At 69.8% G+C, this 22,047-nt stretch carries 20 protein-coding genes and 1 tRNA gene; 12 read left to right on the top strand and 9 right to left on the bottom strand.

Features of this window, described 5'->3' with window-relative positions:
* Positions 1 to 19 precede the first annotated feature (19 nt).
* The 6 genes from MFF13_RS08985 (at position 20) to MFF13_RS08960 (ending at position 4,177) form a co-directional block, all read left to right on the top strand.
* Entirely contained in the window at positions 20 to 1,474 is a 1,455-nt protein-coding gene (locus MFF13_RS08985; RefSeq protein WP_238271961.1) for an amidase, read from the top strand.
* Between the two features lie 147 nt (positions 1,475 to 1,621).
* Positions 1,622 to 2,527, top strand: a complete 906-nt coding sequence (locus MFF13_RS08980) for a MipA/OmpV family protein (RefSeq protein WP_147829310.1) — start codon at positions 1,622 to 1,624, stop codon at positions 2,525 to 2,527.
* Between the two features lie 84 nt (positions 2,528 to 2,611).
* Positions 2,612 to 2,956 (top strand): hypothetical protein, encoded by a 345-nt coding sequence (locus tag MFF13_RS08975; protein ID WP_147829312.1) that lies wholly within the window; start codon positions 2,612 to 2,614, stop codon positions 2,954 to 2,956.
* Between the two features lie 110 nt (positions 2,957 to 3,066).
* A tRNA-Ser gene (locus MFF13_RS08970) sits at positions 3,067 to 3,156 on the top strand.
* A 192-nt stretch (positions 3,157 to 3,348) separates the two neighbouring features.
* The gene (locus tag MFF13_RS08965; protein ID WP_238271959.1) at positions 3,349 to 3,801 is read left to right on the top strand and encodes a hypothetical protein; all 453 of its coding nucleotides are present in this window, start codon (positions 3,349 to 3,351) and stop codon (positions 3,799 to 3,801) included.
* 172 nt (positions 3,802 to 3,973) lie between these two features.
* On the top strand, positions 3,974 to 4,177 hold the full coding sequence (locus MFF13_RS08960) for a hypothetical protein (protein WP_147763852.1): 204 nt from the start codon (positions 3,974 to 3,976) through the stop codon (positions 4,175 to 4,177).
* Between the two features lie 20 nt (positions 4,178 to 4,197).
* Here the strand turns inward: MFF13_RS08960 and MFF13_RS08955 are convergent, their stop codons facing one another.
* On the bottom strand, positions 4,198 to 4,485 hold the full coding sequence (locus MFF13_RS08955) for an MTH1187 family thiamine-binding protein (protein WP_147763851.1): 288 nt from the start codon (positions 4,483 to 4,485) through the stop codon (positions 4,198 to 4,200).
* 150 nt (positions 4,486 to 4,635) lie between these two features.
* Here MFF13_RS08955 and MFF13_RS08950 point away from each other — a divergent pair, with 150 nt between their 5' ends.
* Positions 4,636 to 5,430 carry a lytic murein transglycosylase gene (locus MFF13_RS08950; protein ID WP_373322501.1) on the top strand — a complete coding sequence of 265 codons (795 nt, stop codon included), beginning with the start codon at positions 4,636 to 4,638 and terminating at the stop codon, positions 5,428 to 5,430.
* 225 nt (positions 5,431 to 5,655) lie between these two features.
* Entirely contained in the window at positions 5,656 to 6,819 is a 1,164-nt protein-coding gene (locus MFF13_RS08945; RefSeq protein WP_238271957.1) for a tlde1 domain-containing protein, read from the top strand.
* A gap of 9 nt (positions 6,820 to 6,828) precedes the next feature.
* On the opposite strand, the gene MFF13_RS08940 is transcribed toward MFF13_RS08945, so the two are convergent.
* Positions 6,829 to 8,037, bottom strand: coding sequence for an oxalate decarboxylase family bicupin (locus MFF13_RS08940; RefSeq protein WP_238271954.1), 1,209 nt, complete (start codon positions 8,035 to 8,037; stop codon positions 6,829 to 6,831).
* Between the two features lie 247 nt (positions 8,038 to 8,284).
* Here MFF13_RS08940 and MFF13_RS08935 point away from each other — a divergent pair, with 247 nt between their 5' ends.
* A complete protein-coding gene (locus MFF13_RS08935) occupies positions 8,285 to 8,980 on the top strand; it encodes a response regulator transcription factor (RefSeq protein ID WP_147829318.1) in 696 nt (231 codons plus the stop codon).
* A gap of 40 nt (positions 8,981 to 9,020) precedes the next feature.
* Complete coding sequence (locus MFF13_RS08930) at positions 9,021 to 10,454, top strand: sensor histidine kinase (protein ID WP_238271953.1); 1,434 nt, start codon at positions 9,021 to 9,023, stop codon at positions 10,452 to 10,454.
* Positions 10,455 to 10,637: 183 nt separating this feature from the next.
* Here MFF13_RS08930 and MFF13_RS08925 read toward each other — a convergent pair whose 3' ends face one another.
* Positions 10,638 to 11,192: a hypothetical protein gene (locus MFF13_RS08925; protein WP_238271982.1), complete on the bottom strand. Its 555-nt coding sequence runs from the start codon at positions 11,190 to 11,192 to the stop codon at positions 10,638 to 10,640.
* Between the two features lie 214 nt (positions 11,193 to 11,406).
* Here MFF13_RS08925 and MFF13_RS08920 point away from each other — a divergent pair, with 214 nt between their 5' ends.
* Positions 11,407 to 12,768 carry a nucleotide sugar dehydrogenase gene (locus tag MFF13_RS08920; protein ID WP_238271951.1) on the top strand — a complete coding sequence of 454 codons (1,362 nt, stop codon included), beginning with the start codon at positions 11,407 to 11,409 and terminating at the stop codon, positions 12,766 to 12,768.
* 298 nt (positions 12,769 to 13,066) lie between these two features.
* Here the strand turns inward: MFF13_RS08920 and MFF13_RS08915 are convergent, their stop codons facing one another.
* Positions 13,067 to 14,041, bottom strand: a complete 975-nt coding sequence (locus MFF13_RS08915; RefSeq protein WP_187273652.1) for a phosphoribosylaminoimidazolesuccinocarboxamide synthase — start codon at positions 14,039 to 14,041, stop codon at positions 13,067 to 13,069.
* A gap of 188 nt (positions 14,042 to 14,229) precedes the next feature.
* On the opposite strand from MFF13_RS08915, the gene MFF13_RS08910 reads away from it, so the two are divergent.
* Positions 14,230 to 16,902: an MGH1-like glycoside hydrolase domain-containing protein gene (locus MFF13_RS08910; RefSeq protein ID WP_238271942.1), complete on the top strand. Its 2,673-nt coding sequence runs from the start codon at positions 14,230 to 14,232 to the stop codon at positions 16,900 to 16,902.
* On the opposite strand, the gene MFF13_RS08905 is transcribed toward MFF13_RS08910, so the two are convergent.
* From MFF13_RS08905 to curA, 5 genes are all read right to left on the bottom strand, one after another.
* On the bottom strand, positions 16,903 to 18,594 hold the full coding sequence (locus MFF13_RS08905; protein ID WP_147829328.1) for a TadE/TadG family type IV pilus assembly protein: 1,692 nt from the start codon (positions 18,592 to 18,594) through the stop codon (positions 16,903 to 16,905).
* The gene (locus MFF13_RS08900) at positions 18,585 to 19,211 is read right to left on the bottom strand and encodes a TadE/TadG family type IV pilus assembly protein (RefSeq protein WP_147829330.1); all 627 of its coding nucleotides are present in this window, start codon (positions 19,209 to 19,211) and stop codon (positions 18,585 to 18,587) included. Before MFF13_RS08900 ends, MFF13_RS08905 begins: the two co-directional genes overlap by 10 nt.
* Complete coding sequence (locus MFF13_RS08895; protein ID WP_238271931.1) at positions 19,205 to 19,771, bottom strand: TadE/TadG family type IV pilus assembly protein; 567 nt, start codon at positions 19,769 to 19,771, stop codon at positions 19,205 to 19,207. The genes MFF13_RS08900 and MFF13_RS08895 overlap by 7 nt, the downstream gene beginning before the upstream one ends.
* 394 nt (positions 19,772 to 20,165) lie before the next feature.
* Complete coding sequence (gene ssb, locus MFF13_RS08890; protein ID WP_147829332.1) at positions 20,166 to 20,720, bottom strand: single-stranded DNA-binding protein; 555 nt, start codon at positions 20,718 to 20,720, stop codon at positions 20,166 to 20,168.
* A 214-nt stretch (positions 20,721 to 20,934) separates the two neighbouring features.
* Positions 20,935 to 21,951 (bottom strand): NADPH-dependent curcumin/dihydrocurcumin reductase, encoded by a 1,017-nt coding sequence (gene curA, locus MFF13_RS08885; RefSeq protein ID WP_147829334.1) that lies wholly within the window; start codon positions 21,949 to 21,951, stop codon positions 20,935 to 20,937.
* Between the last annotated feature and the right edge of the window lie 96 nt (positions 21,952 to 22,047).

The raw sequence follows: 22,047 nt of genomic DNA, 5'->3' as shown, positions 1-22,047 counted from the left end.
TCTGCGCGGTGGAGACCGCATGACCGCGTCAGCCCTCCCCTCCGACATCCTGGAGATGAGCGCCGTGGCGCTCTCGGCCGCGATCCATGCCAGGACGGTGTCCTGCGTCGAGGTCATGCGCGCCACCCTCGCGCAGATCGCGCGGTACAACCCAGCGGTGAACGCGATCGTCGCGCTTCAGGACCCGGTCCAGCTCCTCGCGGAAGCCGCCGAGCGCGACGCGCGCCTCGCCCGCGGCGAGAGCGCCGGCCCGCTCCATGGCTTTCCGCTGGCGGTGAAGGATTTCGATCCGGTACGCGGCCTGCCGTTCTCGCAGGGCTCGCCGATCTTCCGCCACCGGATCGCGCCGGCCGACTCGATCATGGCCGGGCGGTTTCGCTGCGGCGGCGTGGTCTTCACCGGCAAGACCAACATCCCGGAATTCGGCCTCGGCTCGCACACCTACAACCCGGTCCACGGCGCCACCGCGAACGCCTACGACCAACGCAAGTCCGCCGGCGGTTCGAGCGGGGGCGCCGCGGTGTCGGTGGCTTTGCGGATGCAGCCGGTGGCCGACGGCAGCGACCACGCCGGCAGCCTGCGCAACCCGCCGGCCTTCAACAACCTGTTCGGCCTTCGCACCTGCTACGGCCGCATCCCGATCGCGACGCCGGACGTGTTCGCGCCGGGCTTCGGCGTCTCCGGCGCGATCGGCCGCTCGCCGGCCGACATCGGCCTGATGCTGTCGGTGCAGGCCGGCGCCGACCCGCGCGTGCCGTACTCGATCCCGCAGGACCCAGGCATCTTCGCCGAGGACCTGAAGCGCGACGTCTCCGGCACCCGGATCGCGTGGCTCGGCGACTTCGGCGGCCAGATCCCCTTCGAGCCCGGCGTGCTCGACCTCGGCGTCGCCGCACTGTCCGCCTTCGAGGTGGTCGGCTGCCGCGTCGAACACGCCGTCCCGGCCTTCGACATGGAGCGGCTGTGGCGCGCCTACGTGCTGCTGCGCGCCTGCGCCAACGCGGCGACCCTGCATCCGCTCTACGAGGACCCGGCGCACCGGGCCCTGCTCAAGCCGGAGGCCGTCTGGGAGGTGGAGCAGGGCATGGCGCTCACCGCCGACGCGGTGCGGATGGCGCAGGAGACCCGCACCGCCTGGTACGAGACCGTGCGCCTCTTCATGGAGCGCTTCGACTTTCTGGTGATGCCGAGCGCGCAGGTCTTCCCCTTCGCGATCGAAGCCGACTGGCCGAAGCAGGTCGGCGGGCGCGCGATGGACACCTACCACCGCTGGATGCAGGTGGTGATCCCGGCGACCATGAGCGGCCTGCCGGCCCTCAACGTCCCGGCCGGCTTCGGCCCCGGCGGCCTGCCGACCGGCATCCAGGTCGTCGGCCGCAACCACGGCGAATTGGACTGCCTGCGTCTCGGCGCGGCCTACGACGCGGCCACCAACTGGGTCTCGCGACGGCCGCCGCCCTTGCTCGCGGCCTGATCGCAACGGCCCGGGACCGGGACGCTGCGGACGCATTTCACGCAAGCTGGGCCGGTTCGTTGCGGCGCGGACACAATCCGTTTTTTTGCGGTCGCGAGAGGATGAAACGCGGGCGAAGCAGGGGCCGGCATGTCTATAAGATCGGTCATGAGCAATGCGGTTCGCCCTTCCTCGAAGCCGCATGCGGCCTCCGTCGCCTCGAAGCCGCATGCGGCCTCCCTCGGCATTTCTGCCGGCCTGTTGGCCGTGCTGCTCGGTGGGACGGCGCTCGCCGCCGACCTCGGGGCGATCATGCCGCGAGCGGTGCCGAGCTTCTCGCAGGTCGACCCGGACACCTGGGTCGTCACGCTGACGGGCAACCTGCAGTTCACGCCGCGCTATCCCGGCTCCGAGGACTACACGGTCATCGGCTACCCGGCGATCGACGTGCGCCGGGCCGGCGAGCCCCGCCGCTTCGCCGCGCCGGACGACGGATTCAGCTTCTCGCTCTACGACAACGCCGTGTTCCGCATCGGCCCGACCGCGCGCTTCGTGCCGGGCCGCTATTACGGCGACGACCGCCGCCACCTCTTCGGCTTCCGGGACGCGCGCTTCGCCGTCGAGCCCGGCCTGTTCATCGAGTTCTTTCCGATTCCGTCGATCCGCACCCGGGTCGAAGTGCGGCAGGGCGTGTACGGCCACCACGGCACCGTCGGCTCGGTCGGGGCGGACTACATCCTGCCGGTCGACCAGTTCCAGTTCTCGATCGGGCCGCGCCTGAACATCGGCGACGCGTCGTACGCGCGCAAATACTTCGGCGTCACCGCCGACGAAGCCATCGCGAACGGCCGGGTCACCGCCTACGATCCGGGCAGCTTCTTCTCGGCGGGCGTGCTCGGCGCCGTCACCTACACCCAGGACGCGACGTGGGCCTATACCGGCTACGCCGGCTACACCCGCATCCTCGGCTCCTCCGGCGACAGCCCCCTGGTGCGGCGCCCGTTCGGCGACCCGAACCAGTTCCTGTTCGGCCTGAAGGTCGACTACTCCTTCACCACGCGATCCTGGTTCTGACGCCGGAGGCGACCGACTGAAGGTTCCGCGCCTGCATCGAACGGCATGATTGACCAGTGTGCCGGTCTCGGGCGACAGGGACCGATGCAACCGTTCTTTCGCGTCACGGCTTGGCTCGTGGTGGCCGCGCTCGTCTTCGTCACCCTGTCGCCGATCGGTCTGCGGCCCTCCGTGGCACCCGCCAACGTCGAGCGGGCGCTGGCCTACGGCGCGCTCGGGATGCTGTTCGTCCTCGCCTACCCGCGCCGCTGGCCGGTGGTGCTCGCCGGCGTCGTCGCCCTCGCCGCGATCCTCGAACTCGGGCAGGGCCTGACCCTGACCCGCCACGGCCGCCTTTCCGACTTCCTGGTGAAGGGCGGCGCGGCGATGCTCGGCACCGTCCTCGCTCTCGCCGCGACCTCGATCGCCTCCCGCCGCACGCGCTCGTGAGCCCGAACGGTCAAGCCGCTTGCACGCGGGCGACGCGGCGGGTACAGCACGCCACCCGGTCGAACCGTCCGCCGCCCGCCTAAAGCGGGGCGCGGCCCTCCACCGGGTCCGGAGGGGTGGCCGAGTGGTTGAAGGCGCACGCCTGGAAAGTGTGTATACCGGAAACGGTATCGCGGGTTCGAATCCCGCTCCCTCCGCCACGAACCGCTGATCGTCTCGCGTTCGCTCGGCACTCGACTTTCAACCCAGCTTCCATCGATCGCGTCGGATCCGCCATCCGCTTCCGTCGGAGCACGCCTCTCGTCGGCCAGTGCGCGTCGGCAGCGCGGTGTGGTAGGCAGGCCGCCGACTCGGCACCGGCAAGTCCGTCGACCGAAGAGGGAGGACATAGCGTGCGCAAGGCAAACACCGCTCCGGCGGGCATCGTCGTGGGAGCCGTGTGGCTCCTCGCGGCCGGCGTCTCGCCGGCCCAGGCGCAGCTCGATACCGTGAACACGATCCCCTGTGCGCAGGAGGGCGGCGTTTGCCGGATGCCGCATCCGACGAACGTGTATTATGGCGTGCCGGGCAAGACCAACGGCCGCCCGTTCCCGCAGGGCGGCGTCATCGCCTGCAACACCCAGACCTTCGGCGATCCCGCGCCCGGCCAACGCAAGAGCTGCTGGTATGCGCCGAAACTCGTCGACAACCGCCGCGGCAATTCCGGGGGATACGGCGGCTACGGCGCGGACGACCGCTCGGGCTACCGCGGGCGCGACCGCGACTACGACCGTCCGACGCGTCGATCGGAGGAATACGACGCGCCGCGCCGGCGCTATCGCGGCGAGCCGGACGACGACGAGTAGGGATCGCAACGCCGTCGGCGTTCCGCGATCGGCAGGAAAGTGCCGATCGCGGAGCGCCAAGGTGCGCTGGAGCACCACGCCGCGGCAGTGTCGGGCGCAGGAAACATTCGTGCAATCCGCGGTGCTTAACCGTCGGTGCGATCGGTGACCTGACGACGGCGAGGCAGCACACATGACGACCGCGACCCGGCTCCTGCACCTTCCCGTCGTCCTCGTGGCCCTCGCCTTCGCCGCGACGCCCCTGGCGAGCCCCCTCCTCCTGGCGCTCGCCGCCTTCGCCGGCGGGCTGCTCCTGGCCTATCGCTGCCTGGCCGACCTGATGTCGGCGGAGCACGAGACCACGGTGGGCCAGACGGTATTTCGCCACTACCTCTGAGCGAGGAAGTCCGGACCGGGCTACGACACCGCGGTCAGCTTGTCGGCCATCGTCTGCGCCTTGTCCCGGCGCGACGAGAACGCCATCGTGAAGAACACGCGCTGCACGCCGAGCTCGGTCAGGCGCGCCTCGCACAGCTCGATCAGGCGGCAGATGTCGGCGAGCTCGCCCTCGATGTTGGTGCCGTTGGCGTGCATCTCGGCGTTCAGCCCGCTCGTCTCCAGGATCGCCTTGATCTCGCGGACGTAGGACGACACCGAGGGGCCGACGCCCATCGGCACGATGCACAGATCTGCAACAACCTTCATGAACTTGTCCTCGGTGGCGAACCTGGGGTTATGTCCGGCGGCATCGCCCGCTACATAGCGAGCCACAATCCGGAAAGCCGGCCCGGTGCCGTTCTGGCCGAACCGTGCCGCGTTTCCCAGCCCGACCCCGCCTTTGCGATGGAGATCTCCGTGACCGACACCAAGCGCCGCAGCACACTGGCGGCCGTCGCCGCGGTGGCGCTCGCCTGTCTCGCCGGAGGCGCCGAGGCGGCCCAATGCGGCAACTCGGCCGCCGGCTTCGAGGCCTGGAAGTCTCAGTTCGCCCAGGAGGCCCAGGGCCGCGCCAGCGCCGCGAGCCTCGCGGCGCTCCGCGAGACCAACTATTCCACGGCCACCATCTCGGCCGATCGCGGCCAGAAAAGCTTCAAGCTCTCGCTCGACCAGTTCCTGGCCAAACGCGGCGCGACCACGATCGTCTCCCGTGGGCGGGCGCTGAAGCGCCAGAACGCGGCCCTGTTCGCGCAGATCGAGCAGCGCTACGGCGTCCCCCCAGGGCCGCTCCTGGCGATCTGGGGCATGGAGACCGGGTTCGGCGCCGTGCGCGGCAACGTCAACACGCTGTCGGCGGTGGCGACGCTGGCCTACGATTGCCGCCGCTCGGCCTACTTCACCGACCAGCTCTATGCGGCGCTCACCCTCGTCGATCGCGGCATGCTCTCGTCCAGCACCCGCGGCGCGGCGCATGGCGAGGTCGGGCACACCCAGTTCCTGCCGAAGAACGTGCTGACCTACGGGACCGGCGACCTCAACAACGTCGGCGCGGCGCTCAGCTCCACCGCGAATTTCCTGAAGGGCCACGGCTGGCAGGCCGGGGCCGGCTACCAGCCCGGCGAGCCGAACTTCGCTGCGCTCCAGGGCTGGAACGCCGCCACGGTGTACCAGCGCGCGATCGCGCAGATGGGCCGGCAGATCGACGGCGAATAGGACCAGCGCCTGATCGCACCGCCGAAGCGATGAATCAGGGCCGAGAACCGCCACGATTCATCCTCGGTCAACCATAATCCCGCCCCGGAAAAGCCGGGCGGGCTGGGCCTTTTGCCCTCTCGGCCGATCGGGCCGGGAGGGTGCCGGTCCGACCGCACGCACGGACGCGTCCGGCGACAGCGGCTCGGGATCGACGGCATCCGTATCGAAACGGGCGCCGTCCTCATGGTTCGAGACCCCCTCGCAGAAGCCCCTTCCGCCCAAGAGCTGTTCCCGGCGCAACGCCATCGTTCGAACGCCGGCCTTCGGCGCCTCGCCCTGAGGGCGGCATCGGTCGCGGCGGTCGCCGCCCTGGTCTCCGGGAGCGTCGTCCTCGGCGGCCTGCCGCGCGGGCCGACAATCACCGAGGCGCTGGTCGCCTCGACGGATCCGGTAACGAGCGAAGCGGCGGAGGAGCCGGCTCCGACGCTCGGCGCGGAGGCCCGGCAGCGCTGGCGCGAAGCGCTGCTCGAAGCCTTCCCCGACTGGTCCGCCGGGCGGCCGCAGGCCCCGTCCGAGCAAACATCGCCCGAGCAGGCGTCCCCCACCCCGTTCGCGCAGCAGGAGCCGGCCCCGCAGGACCCGTCCCCAGCGACGCCCGGCCTTCCGGCGCAGACGGTGCCGCTGCCGGTGCCGCGCCCGCCCGAACTCCGGCGCCCGGCCGGCACCGAGACGACGCGCCGCGCCGACAGGCAGGCGTCGCGCCGCACCCGGACCGCGGCGATCCCGGCGCCCGCCCCCGACGACCGCAACTTCCTGGAAAAGTTCTTCGGGATCGAGCGCACGTCGACGCCGGCCATGGCCTACGCCGCCCTCGAGACGCCGTCGCCCGCGACCCTGCCGCGGCAGCGGATCGTGCCCCCGGCGAACCCCGACCCGGCGGCGGTCGCCGTCTACGACATCAGCGCGCGCATCGTGACGCTGCCCAACGGCACGAAGCTGGAAGCGCATTCCGGCCTCGGCGAGATCATGGACGACCCGCGCAACGCCCACGTGCGCATGCGGGGCGCGACGCCGCCCGGCACCTACGACCTCACCGAGCGGGAGGACCTGTTCCACGGCGTCCGCGCGATCCGCCTCACCCCCGTCGGCGGCAGCGGTGCGGTCTACGGCCGGGTCGGCCTCCTCGCCCACACCTACATGCTCGGGCCGACCGGCGCCTCGAACGGCTGCGTCTCGTTCAAGGACTACCAGGCGTTCCTGCAGGCCTACCTGCGGGGCGAGATCCAGCGCCTCGTCGTCGTGCCGGGCCGCGGCCAGGACGCACCGCCGAGCGTCGCGCAGCAGGCGCCGCCGAGCGCCACCCCGCCCGGCCCGGCCCGTTCGGCCCGCCTCGGCACCGACGCGTAAGCCGCCTTCTTACAGCGGCACGACCGGCCCCTTCTTCGCCGACAGGCCGTCGATCAGCTTCGGATCGATCCGGGTGTGCGCCTGGACGAGGGCGTGCGGCGTCAGCGCCATCCACTGGCGCAGCGACAGGTCGGCGTAGCGCGGGCTCTTGAACATCTCGAGGAAGGTCAGCGGCGTGTCGCCGGTGTTCTCGATGTAGTGGCCCATGGCGAACGGCACGTAGCCGACGTCCCCGGCCTGATAGTCGAAGGTGCGGGCCTTCGATTCCGAGCCGAACACCGTCATCCGCCCCTTGGCCGAGAGGTAGTACTGCCACGCGTCGCCGTTCGGGTGCCAGTGCAGCTCGCGCATCGCGCCGGGCTCCAGCTCGACGAGGGCCGCCGCGATCGTCTCCGAGGCGGGGAAGTTCGACGTGTCGGTGATCCGCACCGTCCCGCCCTTCGTGCGGATCGGCTCCTGCGCCAGCATCCGATGGCTGAACGCTTTCGGGATCGGGCCGGCCCCGCCCATGCGGTCGCCGGCCAGCGGGCCCGGCTTCGGGCCGGGGAAGATGTAGAGTTCGCGCTCCGGGATGTTCGCGAAGGCGCTCTCGGGCAGGCCGAAGTTCTTGGCGAGCACGTCCTTCGGGGTGTGCGCGAGCCAGTCGGTGATCAGGAAGGTCGAATCCTCCGAGAAGCCGCCGTCGTCGAACGCCAGCAGGAATTCGCAGCCGTCGACGTCCGATTCGAGCGCCTGGATCGTGTGCGGGATGCCCGAGGGGGAGTACCAGAGGTCGCCCTCGCCGACGTCGTCGGCGAAGGTGCGGCCCTCCGCGTCGATCGCGGTGATCCGGGCCCGGCCCTTGATCATGTGGGACCACTCGGCCTCCTTGTGCCAATGCATCTCGCGTACCGCGTTGGCCTTGAGGCGCATGGTCACGCCGGCCATCGCCTTGGAGATCGGCAGTTCGCGCACGGTGGTCTGGCGCGCCCAGCCGCCCTCCTCCAACCGCATGTGGCTGTCGGCGAAGGACCATTTCAGGTTCGGCATGGTGCCGTGATCCGTCGTGGGCGGCGCGACCGTGTTGGGGTCTTCCGCCTCGCGCGCCGGGTTGCGCGGCCCGAGCACGTCGGCGCCCTTGCCGGCCCGCTCCAGCGACGGCCCCTCGGCGGCGCGGGCGCCTCCGACGGCGAGCGCGGTGCCGGCGGCGATCAGGGTGCGGCGTGAGATGTCGTTCATGCGGGCTGTCCTTGAAATCCGATGCGCTCGGCGGGGCAGGACAAGCCGAAGGCCCACGATCCGATCCCCGCCCGCCCGCATGGCTGCCGCGCGGAACCGGCGAACCTGTCCGAACCGTCATCTTTTCGCGATGCTCCGGTCATCCGGGCGGTTCCAGGATGCGGGCGACCGATCGGAGGAGGACAGCCGGATCGTGACCGTCCAGACCCATTCCGCCCCGTCCCGGTCCGCGCTATGGACCGAACCCATGCGGCTCCTGATCATCGAGGACGATCGCGAGGCGGTCTCCTACCTCGTCAAGGCGTTCCGGGAGGCCGGCCACGTCGCCGACCACGCGACCGACGGCCTCGACGGCTACGGCCTCGCCTGCGACGGCGCCTACGACGTGCTGATCGTCGATCGCATGCTGCCGAAGCTCGACGGGCTCTCGCTGATCCGGTCGCTGCGCGAGCAGGCGGTGACGACGCCGGTGCTGATCCTGTCCGCGCTCGGGCAGGTCGACGACCGGGTGAAGGGCCTGCGCGCCGGCGGCGACGACTACCTGCCCAAGCCCTACGCGTTCTCCGAGCTGCTCGCCCGCATCGAGGTGCTCGCCCGCCGCGGCGGCGCCTCGGGCGCGAGCGCCGAGGCCACCGCCTACCGCGTCGGCGACCTCGAGCTCGACAGGCTGTCCCATCGCGTGACCCGGGCCGGCCAGGACGTGGCGCTGCAGCCGCGCGAGTTCCGGCTGCTCGAATACCTGATGCGCCATGCCGGCCAGGTGGTGACCCGGACGATGCTGCTGGAGCACGTCTGGGACTACCACTTCGACCCGCAGACCAACGTCATCGACGTCCACGTCTCGCGCCTCAGGGCCAAGCTCGACAAGGGCTCCGCAACGCCGATGATCCACACGATCCGCGGCGCCGGCTACATCCTGCGCGCCGACGAGGCGCGGGCGTAGTGACGACGGCCGTCCCTTCGCCGTCGCGAATCCCAACCCCGTGACGCCGCACGCCTCGGCGCCGGACGGCCCCCTCACGCGCATCCAGAAACTGTTCCGGACGACGGCGTTCAAGCTGTCGATCGCCTACCTCGTCGTGTTCGCGGCCTGCGCCGGGGTCGCGCTCGGCACCATCGCCTGGAGCGCGCGGCGCGTGCTCGACGACCAGATCGTCTCGACGATCGACGCCGAGATCAACGGGCTCGCCGAGCAGTACAACGGCGGCGGGCTGCGCCGGCTGATCGGGGCTGTCGAGCGGCGCGCGGCCGAGCCGGGCGCTTCGCTCTACCTCGTGACCACGGCCAACGGCGACCACGTGGTCGGCAACGTCGGCGACCTGCCCGCGAGCGTGCTGGCGACGCCGGGACAGGCCGAGACCACCTACGGCCGCAGCCGCGAGACGCAGGGCCGCGAGACCCACCGGGCGATCGTGCGGATCTTCACCCTGCCGGGGGGCTTTCGCCTGCTCGTCGGGCGCGACGTGGAGGAGCGCGACCGCCTGCGCGGGGTCATCGCCAGCACCCTCGGCACCTCGCTCGCCGTCGTGGTCCTGCTCGGGGTGATCGGCGGGTGGGTGGTCGCCAGCCGCGTGCTGAAGCGGGTCGACGCCATGACCGAGACCGCCGGCACCATCATGGCGGGGGATCTCGGCCGGCGCCTGCCGGTAGCGGGCAACGGCGACGAGCTCGATCGCCTCGCCCAGAACCTCAACCTGATGCTGGAGCGGATCGGCGAGCTGATGCGCGGCCTGCGCGAGGTCTCCGACAACATCGCCCACGACCTCAAGACGCCGCTGACCCGGCTGCGCAACCGCGCCGACGAGGCGCTCCGCGGCGAACGCTCGCCGGACGCCCTGCGCGCCGCGCTCGACGGCGTGATCGAGGACAGCGACGGTCTGATCCGGGTCTTCAACGCCTTGCTGATGATCGCGCGCCTGGAGGCCGGCAACGCCCGCGAGATGATGGCGCCCGTCGACCTCGGGCCGGTGGTGCGGGCGATCGGCGAACTCTACGAGGCGCTGGCCGAGGAGCGCGGCCTGCACCTCACCGTCTCGGCGCCGGACGGCCTGATCATCGACGGCAACCGCGAGCTCGCGGGGCAGGCGCTCGCCAACCTCGTCGACAACGCCATCAAGTACGGCGCGGGAACCGCTTCCGGCGGCGACGGCACGATCGCGGTGGCGGCCGAGCGGGCCGGCTCCGAGATCGTCGTCACGGTGGCCGACTGCGGACCCGGCATCCCGGAGGCCGAGCGCGGACGCGTCCTCGACCGCTTCGTGCGCCTGGAGGACGCCCGCTCGGCGCCCGGCTTCGGACTGGGCCTGAGCCTCGTCGCCGCGGTCGTCCGGCTACACCAGGGCCGCCTGACCCTGGCCGACAACGCACCGGGCCTACGCGTCGCGATCGCCCTGCCGGCGGCGGAGACTTCCGCCTGAACGGTCTGATCCGGCGGCGACCAGGGCTTCATCGCGACGCCGATATTACCCTCGACTCAGCCGACGAAATCGGCCTTCCTTTCGTAGCGATCGATCGCGAACGCGTTCTGACGAACCTTTTCAGCGTTCGACGACCGCCTGCCGAGCCTGGCCCGCAGGGCGCCGTGCGGCAGCGCCAGCCGTTCAGTGCGCCTCCGGCGCCTCGTCGGCCTCGACGTCCGCGTCGTCGGCCGGTGCGGCGTCCTCGTCACCGTCCTCATCACCGTCCTCGGCATCGGATTCGGGATCGGCCTCGGACGGCGCGGCTTTGGCGATGCTGATGAAGTCGCCCCGGCGGATGGCCTCGCCGCTGGAGGCCATGGTGCTGAGGTAGGCGTTCAGCGTGGCCGGCGCGACGTCGGGCAGGCGCTGGGCCACCTGTGCGGTGGAAAGCCCCTGCGGGCCGGCGCTTTCGAGCAGCGCCCGCAGGCGGCCCTTGGCGGAGTTCGCCCGGGGCCCGCGCGGGCCGCGGGTCGAGGGCTGTCCGCTCGAGGCGGCGCGGTCGGCGTTTCTGCGGGCCGGGCCGTCGGCGACGGAGACGGCGTCCAGGGGCGTGTTCTCGACGATCGAGCGCAGAGCGCCCTCGGCCATCTGCAGCTTCGCCAGCTCGGTGCCGATCCGCTCGTATTCGGCCTGAAGGAGATCGCGGCGCTGGCTGATCTCCGCAAGTGCCTTCGTGATGGTGTGATCTTCCGCCATGACCGCCTCTACTCTCGAACGACGGCCATAACCCATAGCCGTCTTGACCGGTCAAGACCTTCATCTGCACCGGACACGATCGGCCTGGAAAACCTTCCGCACCGATGCCCCCGCACTGGCCTGAAGACGTGGAGCGGGTAAGACATGCATCGGATCCGGCATCCGGGCTTCTGTGCCCGGTCCGTCCACGGGGACAGGCGATGGACACCCTTCGATGAGCGAAGCCCGACCCGCCGGCCCCCGCCTCTCGGTCGAGGAGGCGGTCGCGCGTTTCGCGGGCGGCGCCGCGACCCTAGGGGTGATCGGCTTAGGGTATGTCGGCCTGCCGCTCTGCCTCGCGGCCGCAGGGGCCGGGTTCGACGTGGTCGGGTTCGACATCGATGCCGACAAGCCGACGACGTTGATGCGCGGCGAGACCTACCTCGAGCACATCCCGGCCGACGCGGTGGCGGCGGCTGTGAGGTCCGGCCGCTTCCGCGCCACCGCCGACTTCGACGGCTTGGCGGCGGTGGACGCCATCCTGATCTGCGTACCGACCCCGCTGACCCTGCAGCGCGAACCGGACCTGTCTTTCATCCGCACGACCACCCAGGAGATCGCCAGGCGGCTGCGGCCGGGGCAGCTCGTCGTGCTCGAATCCACGACCTGGCCGGGTACCACCGACCAAGTCGTGCGACCCCTGCTCGAAGCGCTCACCGGCCATCGCAGCGGAACGGATTTCTACCTCGCCTTCTCGCCGGAGCGCGAGGACCCCGGCAACGCCTCCTTCAGCACCGCGACGATCCCGAAGATCGTCGGCGGCGACGGGCCGGACGCGGCGCGGCTCGCCGAGGCGCTCTACGCGCGCTTCGTCGCCCGGACGGTGATGGTGTCGTCCACCGCGACGGCGGAGGCGACGAAGCTGACGGAGAACATCTTCCGCGCCGTCAACATCGCACTGGTCAACGAGCTGAAGGTGATCTTCGACGCGATGGGCATCGACGTCTGGGAGGTGATCGAGGCGGCCAAGACAAAACCCTTCGGCTTCACGCCGTTCTATCCCGGACCCGGCCTCGGCGGGCACTGCATCCCGATCGATCCGTTCTACCTGACGTGGAAGGCGCGCGAGTTCGGCATCGCGACCCGGTTCATCGAGCTCGCCGGCGAGATCAACCAGCAGATGCCGGGCTTCGTGCTCGACAAGCTCGTCCGCGCCCTCGACGCCCATGCCGGCCGCGGCCTGTCCGGCAGCCGCATCCTGATCGTGGGCTTGGCCTACAAGAAGAACATCTCCGACATCCGCGAGAGCCCCGCGCTCAAGCTCTGGACGATGCTGCAGGCCCGCGGCGCGCAGGTCGACTACCACGACCCCTTCGTGCCGGCGGTTCCGACCACCCGCGCCTACAAGGCCTTGAAGGGCGCGACCTCCACGGCGCTCACGGCCGAGACGCTGTCGGCGTTCCACGCCGTCCTCATCGTCACCGACCACGACGCGATCGATTACGCGGCGATCTGCGACAGCGGCGTGATCGTCGTCGATTGCCGCAACGCGCTTCGCAGCCGGGGCCTGACGGGGGCGAACGTCGTTCCGGCGTGATGGAAGCTTACTTTGCGCTCGCCCGTCGCGAGCAACGCTGTTGTCCGACCTCGACGCCTGCGAAGGGATCGGCCCTGTATTCGTTCCACGCCGTCATCCCGGGGCTGCGCAGCAGAGCCCGGGATCGAGAGCCGCCGACGAAGCAGACTGGAACACGACCTGCGGTTCTGGATCCCGGGCTCGCCTCCGGCGCCCCGGGATGACGGGGAGGATTTGAACGCCGGTTTTTCCAGAACCGAGTATCCGATTACCTTCGCGGGCGGCGGAGACCATCTGATCTTGGTCTCGACCCGAGCGGTTAAGAAAGATACGCCTTCAGGTTCCGGCGGATGCGCTCGAGTGGCACCTCGGCGGGATCGGGAAGAGTGAACGTCCGCCCGGTGATGGTCTCGAAGGCGTTGATGTAGACGGCCGCCGTCTCCAGCACGATCTCGGCCGGGATCTCGGGGATCGGATCGGTGTAGGGGTCGCAGCGCGCGACCACCCAGTTGCGGACGAAGTCCTTGTCGAAGCTCTCCGGGGCGGCGCCGGCGGCGAAGCGCTCGGGGTAGGTCTTGGCGAACCAGTAGCGGCTGCTGTCGGGCGTGTGGATCTCGTCGGCGAGCACGATGCGGCCGTCGGAATCGGTGCCGAACTCGTACTTGGTGTCGGCCAGGATCAACCCGCGCTGCGCTGAAAGCTGCTGGCCGCGGGCGAACAGCGCGAGCGCCGTCTCCGACACGGTGCGCCACTGCTCGGCCGTCAGCAACCCCTGGTCGAGGATCGCGTCGGCGGTCAGCGGCGCGTCGTGGGCGCCGTCGGCGGCCTTGGTGGTCGGCGTGATGATCGCCTGCGGGAGCCGCTCGTTCGGGCGCATCCCGTCCGGCAGGGTGTGGCCGTACATCGCGCGCGCGCCGGCCTTGTACTGGGTCAGGATCGAGGTCGCGGTGCTGCCCGCGAGGTAGCCGCGCACCACGATCTCCACCGGCAGGATGTCGAGGCGACGCCCCACGAGCACGTTCGGGTCCGGGTAGGCGAGGACGTGATTGGCGCAGAGGTCGGCGGTGGCCTCGAACCAGTAGCGCGCGGTCTGCGTCAGCACCTGCCCCTTGAAGGGGATCGCGGCGAGCGCCCGGTCGAAGGCGCTGATCCGGTCGCTGCTGATCAGGATGCGGCGCCCGTCCGGCAGGTCGTAGTTGTCGCGCACCTTGCCGCGGTAATGGTTCGGCCATTCCGGCAGCGTCGCGTCCTGGAGGACCTGGTGGGCGTGCGGGGCGAGGGAAGCCTTGTCCAAACCGGGATGCTCCATCAGGCGGCCGATCAGGATGGCGGTGTGGACCAGCGCGCGCGGCGTGACCAGCCCCCGGCATCTGCCTTATTCAACCCGCCCTTGCACGATCGCGCCGCCCATGGGACCGGTCGGCCTCGCGCGCGGCGTCGGCGCCCCGTCCCCGACGCGCCCGAACGGAGGCGATCCCGGACGTGCCCCACACCCACCGACCGCCGCGCATCTTCGACACCGTGGAGGGGCGCCGCCTCGCCGAGACCCGCGCCGACCCGGCCTGGCGCCTGTGGGGGCCGTATCTCAGCGACCGGCAATGGGGCACGGTACGCGAGGATTACAGCGCCGACGGCGAGGCCTGGAACTACCTGCCCCACGACCACGCCCGCTCGCGCGCCTACCGCTGGGGCGAGGACGGCATCGGGGGCTTTGCCGACAAGGACCTCAATTGGTGCCTGTCGCTCGCCCTGTGGAACGGCCGCGACCCGATCCTCAAGGAACGCCTGTTCGGCCTGACCAACGCACAAGGCAACCACGGCGAGGACGTCAAGGAACTGTACTATTACCTCGACGGCGTGCCGACGCATGCGTACATGCGGATGCTGTACAAGTATCCGCACGGAGAATTCCCGTATTCGCGCCTGACCGAGGAGAACGCCCGCCGCGGCCTCGACGACCGCGAGTTCGAACTCGTCGACACCGGTCTGTTCGACGAGGGCCGCTACTGCGACGTCACCATCGAATACGCCAAGGCCGGCCCGCACGACGTGCTGATGCGCGTCACCGCGATGAACCGCGGGCCTGACGCGGCGACGCTGACGCTGCTGCCGCAGCTCTACGCCCGCAACACCTGGTCGTGGGCGAACGGTCCGCGTCCCGACCTGCGGCTCGCCGCCGACGGCACCGTGCTCGCCATCCACCACGCGATGCCGCCGATGCGGCTCCACGCCGACGGCGCGCCGGAATGGCTGTTCTGCGAGAACGAGACCAACGCCCACCGCCTGTTCGGCGCTCTGAGGGCCGGCTATTCGAAGGACGCGATCGGCCGCCACGTGGTCGAAGGCGAAGCGGATGCGGTCAACCCCGACCGGTCCGGCACGAAATGCGCCGGCCGTCACCGCCTCGTCGTCCCGCCGGGCGGCGCGCAGAGCCTGCGCTTGCGTTTCCGCGCCGCCGACGCGCCGGGCGACGCCTTCGCCGACTTCGACGCGGTGTTCGCCGCCCGCATCACTGAAGCCGACGACTTCTACGCCGCGCTGCAAGCCGACGTCGCGGATGCCGACAGGCGCGCGGTGCAGCGCCAGGCCTTGGCCGGCATGCTGTGGTCGAAGCAGCTCTACCATTACGACGTGCGCGAATGGCTCGACGGCGATCCGGCCCAGCCGGCCCCGCCCGAAGCGCGCAAGGCCGGGCGCAACGCCGACTGGCGGCACGTGCGGGCGCACGACATCGTCTCGATGCCCGACGCCTGGGAATACCCCTGGTTCGCCTCCTGGGATCTCGCGCTCCAGAGCCTCGTCTTCGCGACGATCGACCCGGACTTCGCCAAGGGCCAGATCCTGCTCCTCCTCGACGAGGCCTACGGGCACCCCAACGCAGAGCTGCCGGCCTACGAGTGGAACTTCTCCGACGCCAACCCGCCGCTCCACGCCTTCGCCGCCTGGCGGGTGTTCTCCCTCGACCGGGCGCTGACCGGACGGGCGGACCACGACTTCCTGCTCAGGGTGTTCAACAGGCTGTCGATGAACTTCACCTGGTGGGTGAACCGCAAGGACGCGTCCGGGCGCAACCTGTTCCAGGGCGGCTTCCTCGGCCTCGACAACATCGGCCTGTTCGATCGCTCGAAGCCGATCGCGGGCGGGGCGCTGACGCAGTCGGACGCCACCGCCTGGATGGCGATGAACGCCCTCGAGCTGATGCGGATCGCGGTCGAGCTCGCCCTGCGCGACCCCGCCTACGAGGACATGGCCCAAAAATTCTTCGAGCACTTCCTGCTCATCGCCGACGCCGCCGCGCGCAAGGGCGGGCTCTGGGACGAGGCCGACCAGTTCTTCTACGACGTGATCGAGACGCCCGGCGGCGAACGCATCCCGATCCGCGCCCGCACCCTCGTCGGGTTGATCCCGATCTGCGCGGTGGCGGTTTTGCGCGAGGACGACCTCGTTCAGCTCCCCGGCCTGCAGAAGCGCCTGCGCTTCTTCCTGGAGAACCGGCCCGACCTCGCCGCCCTGGTCTCGCGCTGGCAGGAGCCGGGCGAAGGCGGCACGGCGCTCCTGTCGCTGCTGCGCGGGCATCGCCTCAAGGCGCTGCTGCGGCGGATGCTCGACGCGGACGAGTTCCTGTCGCCGCACGGCATCCGCGGCGTGTCCAAGGTCTACGAGCGCCAGCCGTTCCACTTCGCCTGGGACGGCGCCGACCTCACCCTGCCCTACGAACCGGGCGAGTCGCGGACCCGGCTGTTCGGCGGGAACTCGAACTGGCGCGGCCCGATCTGGCTGCCGATCAACTACCTGCTGATCGACGGCCTGCGTCGGTTCCACCGCTATTACGGGCCGGAGTTCCGGGTCGAGGCCCCGACCGGCTCAGGCACCTTCCTCTCGTTGCAGGAGATCGCCGACATGCTGGCCGACCGCATGATCGGGCTTTCGACCCGCGGATCGGACGGGACGCGCCCGTTCCAGGCGACGAGCCGGCTGGAGCAGGAGGACCCGCACTTCCGCGACCACGTGCTCTGCTACGAATACTACCACGGCGACACCGGCCGGGGGCTGGGCGCCTCGCACCAGACCGGCTGGTCGGGCCTCGTCGCGCTGCTGATCCAGCAAAGCGCGCTCGGGCCGCTCCACGCGCTGTCGCCCGCCGAAGCGCCGTGACTATTGCGTCAGCCGCAAGGTGCCGATGCTCGCCGCGATCTGGTTGAAGGCCCCGATCAGGCTCGACGAATCGTTGGCGACGAACGATTGGGATGCCGTCGTCGCGCAGTCGCTCAACAACTTCAGGCCCTGCGTGTCGATGGGATCCGACGGGATGCTGAAGCCGATCGTGTAGATCGAAATTCCCGTGGCTTTCGCGTTCTTGCACGCCAGCGCGGTCAACGCGTCGACGGCGTCGCGGGCGCTGTCGGCATCGTTCACGGTCGGCGTGCCGGGGACGAGCCTCGATGTCGGGCCGGTGCCGTCGACGTTCTTGAGGTAGCCTGCGGCGAAATAGAGCGAGCCGTTGGAGGAGGACCCGTTCGTCGCCCAACTGTTGGCCCCGTCCGTCATCAGGATGATGATCTTGTTGACGGTGTTCGACGAGTACGCGGCCCCGTCCGCGAAGACGCTGATCGGAGACAGCGTACGCCACCCCCACATCATGCCCTCGTGGATGTTCGTCGATCCGAGGGCGGCCATGCCGTTGATCGTCGTCTTCAGCACGGACGTGTCGCTGGTCAGGCGTTGGAGCGGCTGCGTGGTACAGCCGAAGTTCGGCCCGTTCGGCACCTTCGTCGAGGAATTGGAATTCGTCGGCGAAGCGTTCTTCGGGTTGACGTACTTGCACGCCCGACCTTCCGCGTCGAAGAACGACGCATTGGACTGGCTCTGACAGGACGCGTTGTACGTCGAGTCGTCGATGTAGCTGTTATAGCTCCGGCTACTATTGTAGTCGCGATAGCCGGTGCCGCCATTGCCCGGCTCGTCGGGCGCGAACATAGGGACGTAGTATGAGTCAGCGTTCGAACTCGACGGCGTACCATCCTGCACGTTCAGCGGATACGGCAACGTCTCCAGGCACCCGCCCCAACCCCAACCGGAATAGGCGGCCTGCAACTTGGTGAAGATATCGAAACGGTTGGTGAAGCCGGACCCGGACGGCGAGAGCACGTTGTCCCAGTGGTAGGAGGATTTGGCGTTCTGGTCGATCCAGGTCGCGTAGCGGTAGGTCGTGGGGTTCAAGGCGACCGACGCCGCGAACGGCACGATCGCGATCTTGGTGCCGGTGGCGAAGGCGGCGTTGGTGTAGACGTAGTTGACGAAGTTGGTCGCCGCCGTCTGCACCGCCTGGAGCTTGCTCTGGCCGCCGCTCGATTCGAGCATCGAGCCGGTGTTGTCGAGCACCAGCGCGATCTCGAAGGTCTTCGGGATTGGCGTGGCGCAGCGCGCCGATCCGCCAGGGCGCGGTGCCGTCACGCCCGTGATGCGGCCGAAGAAGACCGGTGAGACGATGTGGGTCGTCAAGGTGATCTGGCGCGGGTTCGCCGTCACCGTCAGCGGATCGACCGTGAGGCCGGTCGCGCCCATGTAGCCGGTCATCATGGTGGACGCCTGCGTCTGGAGCACCGCGTTCGTCGTCGCCATCGGCGTCTGGCAGAGGGCGAGCGCGCTGGCGTCGGTCGCCGCCTGGAGCTTGGTCTCGAGGTAGGTGGCGAAGCCGTAATCGATCGCCGCGCCGGTGAATCCGAGGAGCGGGAGGGCCATCAGCCCGAACAGCAGGGCGACGTTGCCGTCGCGCGCCCGCGCGAAGCGGCCGGCTTGTCCACGCAGCGACGCCTTGCGGCCTGCCGGGGTCGGGATCACGGGCATGCGGCGCCTCCGGGCATCCAGACCTCGGTGTAGGTCGACTTGGCGGGTTGGCCGCCGCGCGCCGGCCAGGGGATGCTGGACTTCAGCGTGATCGCGGTGCTGGCGCCCTTCACGAGCTTGACCAACGAGGCACCGAGCATCGGCGTGTACGGCATGCTCACCTCGGTGAGGACGTAGCGGACCCCGGTGGTGCGGAACCCGACGGGCACGGTCAGGTCGGAGGCCGCGCCGGTGGCGCGCGCCGAGGCGTTGGCGTTGGCGGTGCTGGAACAGACCCGCGGGACCAGGTTGAGGTTGGTGAGATCGACGGCCATCGCGCTGACCACGATCTTCACGCGGCTGGCGTCGAACGGTTTCAGCACCAGCGTGGAGGTGGCGAGGATGTCGCCCATCAGCGACGCGTCGATCGGGTTCTGAGCGTCTCCCTGCGCCGTCAGGTCGGACACCGTCCGGGCGAGCAGGACGACCTTGCGCCAGTTGTCGATCGCATGCGCGTATTCCGACAAGCCCGCCCAGATCGTCAGCAGCACGGGCAGGATCAGCGCGAACTCGATCGCGGAGACGCCGCCGCGGGCGCGTACGAAGCTGCGGAGGCACGAAAGTCCGGTCCTCAACATCCGGTCGAGGCCGTGGTCTGGTACGGCTCGGTGCGGAACACCGCCGTCGATTGCAGGAGGTGAGTCCCGTCCGCGAAACTCTTCTGGGCGAGGTTCAGCAGGCTGAAGAACACTGGGATCTTCACCGCCGCGGTGACGACGACGATCGCCCCGGGCTTCGCGCAGGCGTAGTTCGTGCCGAAGCCGCTGTTCCAGGTCCGCGAGGTGGCGTTCATCGGCGTCGCGCCGGCCCCGGCCGAAAAGGACGACGCGACCGACACGTCGATCTTCACGCTGGAACAGTCGAACAGCGTCATCGTCCGGTTCGCACCGGTGCCGCACATCGCGTCGTTGAGCTTCTGCAGCAGGATCGCCGGGCTGCTCGTGGCGGCGTTGGCGATCTGGAACTGCCCGGTGAACAGGCTGCGCACCGCGTTCTGAACGGTGCGGTCGAAGTTCTGCCCGGCCCAGATCACGAAAGCGATCTGGACGATCGCGCCGACCAGCGCGAGGAACGGAAGCGCCACCAGGGCGAACTCGAGCGCCGCGGCGCCCTCTGTGGCGGCGGCGAACGAACGCAAGCGCGGCGGGCGAATGGGACGGGTGAAGCGTCGCGGCATGTCACCGGGGGCGGCTAGAATACATCATCCAGACGCTTGCCAGCCAGATCTAAACCAAACGCAAATGTGCAGGCTCAACCCTAGATAACATCTTCTGGCATCAGATTGCCAGTGACACACCCCCCGGTTGCAGACTCAGGTGATAGGCTTAGGACAAAAAGACTGATTTTGCAGAAGAGCATTTGGATCTAGCCGAAACACCGGCCGATCGCGGAAATTAGACTTCTCCGGGTCTAGGCGGATCAGGTGACGATCTCGCCAAAGCTCATGAAAATGGCCCCGGATGGGACATCCGAGGCCGTCAAATTTTCGAGATCGGATCGTTCGCGACGCCCGAGGCGACCGCGCCCGGGCCCTAGAACGGGATGTCGTCGTCGAGGTCGTAGTTGCCCCGCGAGCCGCCACCACCGCCGCCGCCGGACGGCGCCGGGGGCTGACGACGCTCGCTGCCGCCCTGGGCACGGCCGCCGCCGTATTCGCCACCGCCACCGCCACCGCCGCCGCGGCTGACCTGGCCGCCGCCCTCGTCGTCGGCACCCATCTCGCCGCCGCCGCCGCCGCGGCCGTCGAGGATCGTCATCTCACCGCGGAAGCGCTGCAGCACCACCTCGGTGGTGTACTTCTCGACCCCGGAATTGTCGGTCCACTTCCGGGTCTGGAGCTGGCCCTCGATGTAGACCTTCGAGCCCTTGCGCAGGTATTGCTCGGCCACGCGGGCGAGGTTCTCGTTGTAGATCACGACCGAGTGCCACTCGGTCTTCTCCTTGCGCTCGCCCGACGCCTTGTCCTTCCACGACTCGGAGGTCGCGAGGCGCAGGTTGACCACCGGGTCGCCGGAGCCGAGGCGGCGCGTCTCGGGATCGCGCCCGAGGTTGCCCACCAGAATGACCTTGTTGACGCTGCCCGCCATCGCTCTCTCCTTCGCCGTCGGATCTCACAGGGTCCGGTCTCACCGAGCCCGCGTGCGCCCTTCATGGGCCTCGGACCGGCCCCCGGCAACCGCTTGAGGGGCGCTTGTCCCCATCGTGCACACGCGCCGCCGGCACGATCATGTTCTATCTTTGTTCCCAACCGGCGGCAACTCGGCGCCGCGCGGACACGGCGCCGGATGCAAGCCTTCGCGCTCAGGCGACGTGGACGACGAGCTTGCCGAAGTTGCGGCCCTTGAGCAGGCCGATGAACGCCTCCGGGGCGTTCTCCAGCCCCTCGACGACGTCCTCGCGATACGTCACCGACCCGTCCGCGATCCAGCCGCCGACCTCGCGCTCGAACGCGTCGATGTGGCTGGCGAAGTCCCAGACGATGAAGCCCTGCATCCGCAGGCGCTTGGTCAACACCGCGCGCATCAGGAGCGGCGAGCGGTCGGGACCGGGCGGCAGCTCCGTGGCGTTGTAGGCGGCGACGAGCCCGCAGACCGGCATGCGCGAGAAGTCGTTGAGCAGCGGCAGCACCGCATCGAACACCGCGCCGCCGACGTTCTCGAAGTAGACGTCGATGCCGTTCGGGCAGGCGGCGGCCAGCGCGCCGGGTAGGTCGTCGGAGCGGTGATCGACCGCGGCGTCGAAGCCGAGCTCGCGAGTGAGGTAGGCGCACTTCTCGGGGCCGCCGGCGATGCCGACCGCGCGTGCGCCCTTGATCCGGGCGATCTGCCCGACGAGGGAGCCCACCGGCCCGGCGGCGGCAGCGACGACGACGGTCTCGTTGGGCTTCGGCTCGCCGATGTTGAGGAGGCCGGTATAGGCGGTCATGCCGGGCATACCGAGGACGCCGAGCGCCGTCGTCGGCGGCGCCACCGCGGGGTCGACCTTGCGCAGGCCCTTGCCGTCGGACACCGAATAGTCCTGCCAGCCGCCGAAGGCCTGGACCAGGGTTCCGACGGGGAAGTCCGGGTGCTCGGAGCGCATCACCTCGCTCACCGTCCCGCCGGTCATCGGCTCGCCGATGCCGACCGGCGCGGCGTAGGATTTCGCTGCGCTCATCCGGCCGCGCATGTAGGGGTCGAGAGAGAGCCAGCGCGTGCGCAGCAGGATCTCGCCGTCGCGCGGGGTCGGGACGACGGCCTCCTCGAGGCGGAAGTTCTGCAGGGTCGGCTCGCCGTGCGGGCGCGCGGCGAGGACGATGCGGCGGTTCTTGGCGGCCATGCCGTGTCTCCTTGGGATGGAGGGATCGAGGCTCGTTCGAACGCTCATGTCGCAGCCGTGGCCGCCGATGTCACCGGCTGGCCTGATCCGCGTTTC

The organism is Methylobacterium cerastii, assembly GCF_022179125.1.
GTDB classification, from domain to species: Bacteria; Pseudomonadota; Alphaproteobacteria; order Rhizobiales; family Beijerinckiaceae; genus Methylobacterium; species Methylobacterium cerastii.
The sequence above is the reverse complement of the archived record's forward strand: the minus strand, read 5'-3'. Positions and strand labels throughout refer to the sequence as shown.

Coding starts and splice junctions, on each gene's coding strand:
- MFF13_RS08960 (WP_147763852.1), top strand. CDS start 3,974: ATGACGACCGCGACCCGGCTCCTGCACCTTCCCGTCGTCCTCGTGGCC.
- MFF13_RS08925 (WP_238271982.1), bottom strand. CDS start 11,192: ATGGCGGAAGATCACACCATCACGAAGGCACTTGCGGAGATCAGCCAG.
- MFF13_RS08900 (WP_147829330.1), bottom strand. CDS start 19,211: ATGTTGAGGACCGGACTTTCGTGCCTCCGCAGCTTCGTACGCGCCCGC.
- MFF13_RS08920 (WP_238271951.1), top strand. CDS start 11,407: ATGAGCGAAGCCCGACCCGCCGGCCCCCGCCTCTCGGTCGAGGAGGCG.
- MFF13_RS08935 (WP_147829318.1), top strand. CDS start 8,285: ATGCGGCTCCTGATCATCGAGGACGATCGCGAGGCGGTCTCCTACCTC.
- curA (WP_147829334.1), bottom strand. CDS start 21,951: ATGGCCGCCAAGAACCGCCGCATCGTCCTCGCCGCGCGCCCGCACGGC.
- MFF13_RS08985 (WP_238271961.1), top strand. CDS start 20: ATGACCGCGTCAGCCCTCCCCTCCGACATCCTGGAGATGAGCGCCGTG.
- MFF13_RS08945 (WP_238271957.1), top strand. CDS start 5,656: ATGGTTCGAGACCCCCTCGCAGAAGCCCCTTCCGCCCAAGAGCTGTTC.
- MFF13_RS08955 (WP_147763851.1), bottom strand. CDS start 4,485: ATGAAGGTTGTTGCAGATCTGTGCATCGTGCCGATGGGCGTCGGCCCC.
- ssb (WP_147829332.1), bottom strand. CDS start 20,720: ATGGCGGGCAGCGTCAACAAGGTCATTCTGGTGGGCAACCTCGGGCGC.
- MFF13_RS08940 (WP_238271954.1), bottom strand. CDS start 8,037: ATGAACGACATCTCACGCCGCACCCTGATCGCCGCCGGCACCGCGCTC.
- MFF13_RS08980 (WP_147829310.1), top strand. CDS start 1,622: ATGAGCAATGCGGTTCGCCCTTCCTCGAAGCCGCATGCGGCCTCCGTC.
- MFF13_RS08905 (WP_147829328.1), bottom strand. CDS start 18,594: ATGCCCGTGATCCCGACCCCGGCAGGCCGCAAGGCGTCGCTGCGTGGA.
- MFF13_RS08975 (WP_147829312.1), top strand. CDS start 2,612: ATGCAACCGTTCTTTCGCGTCACGGCTTGGCTCGTGGTGGCCGCGCTC.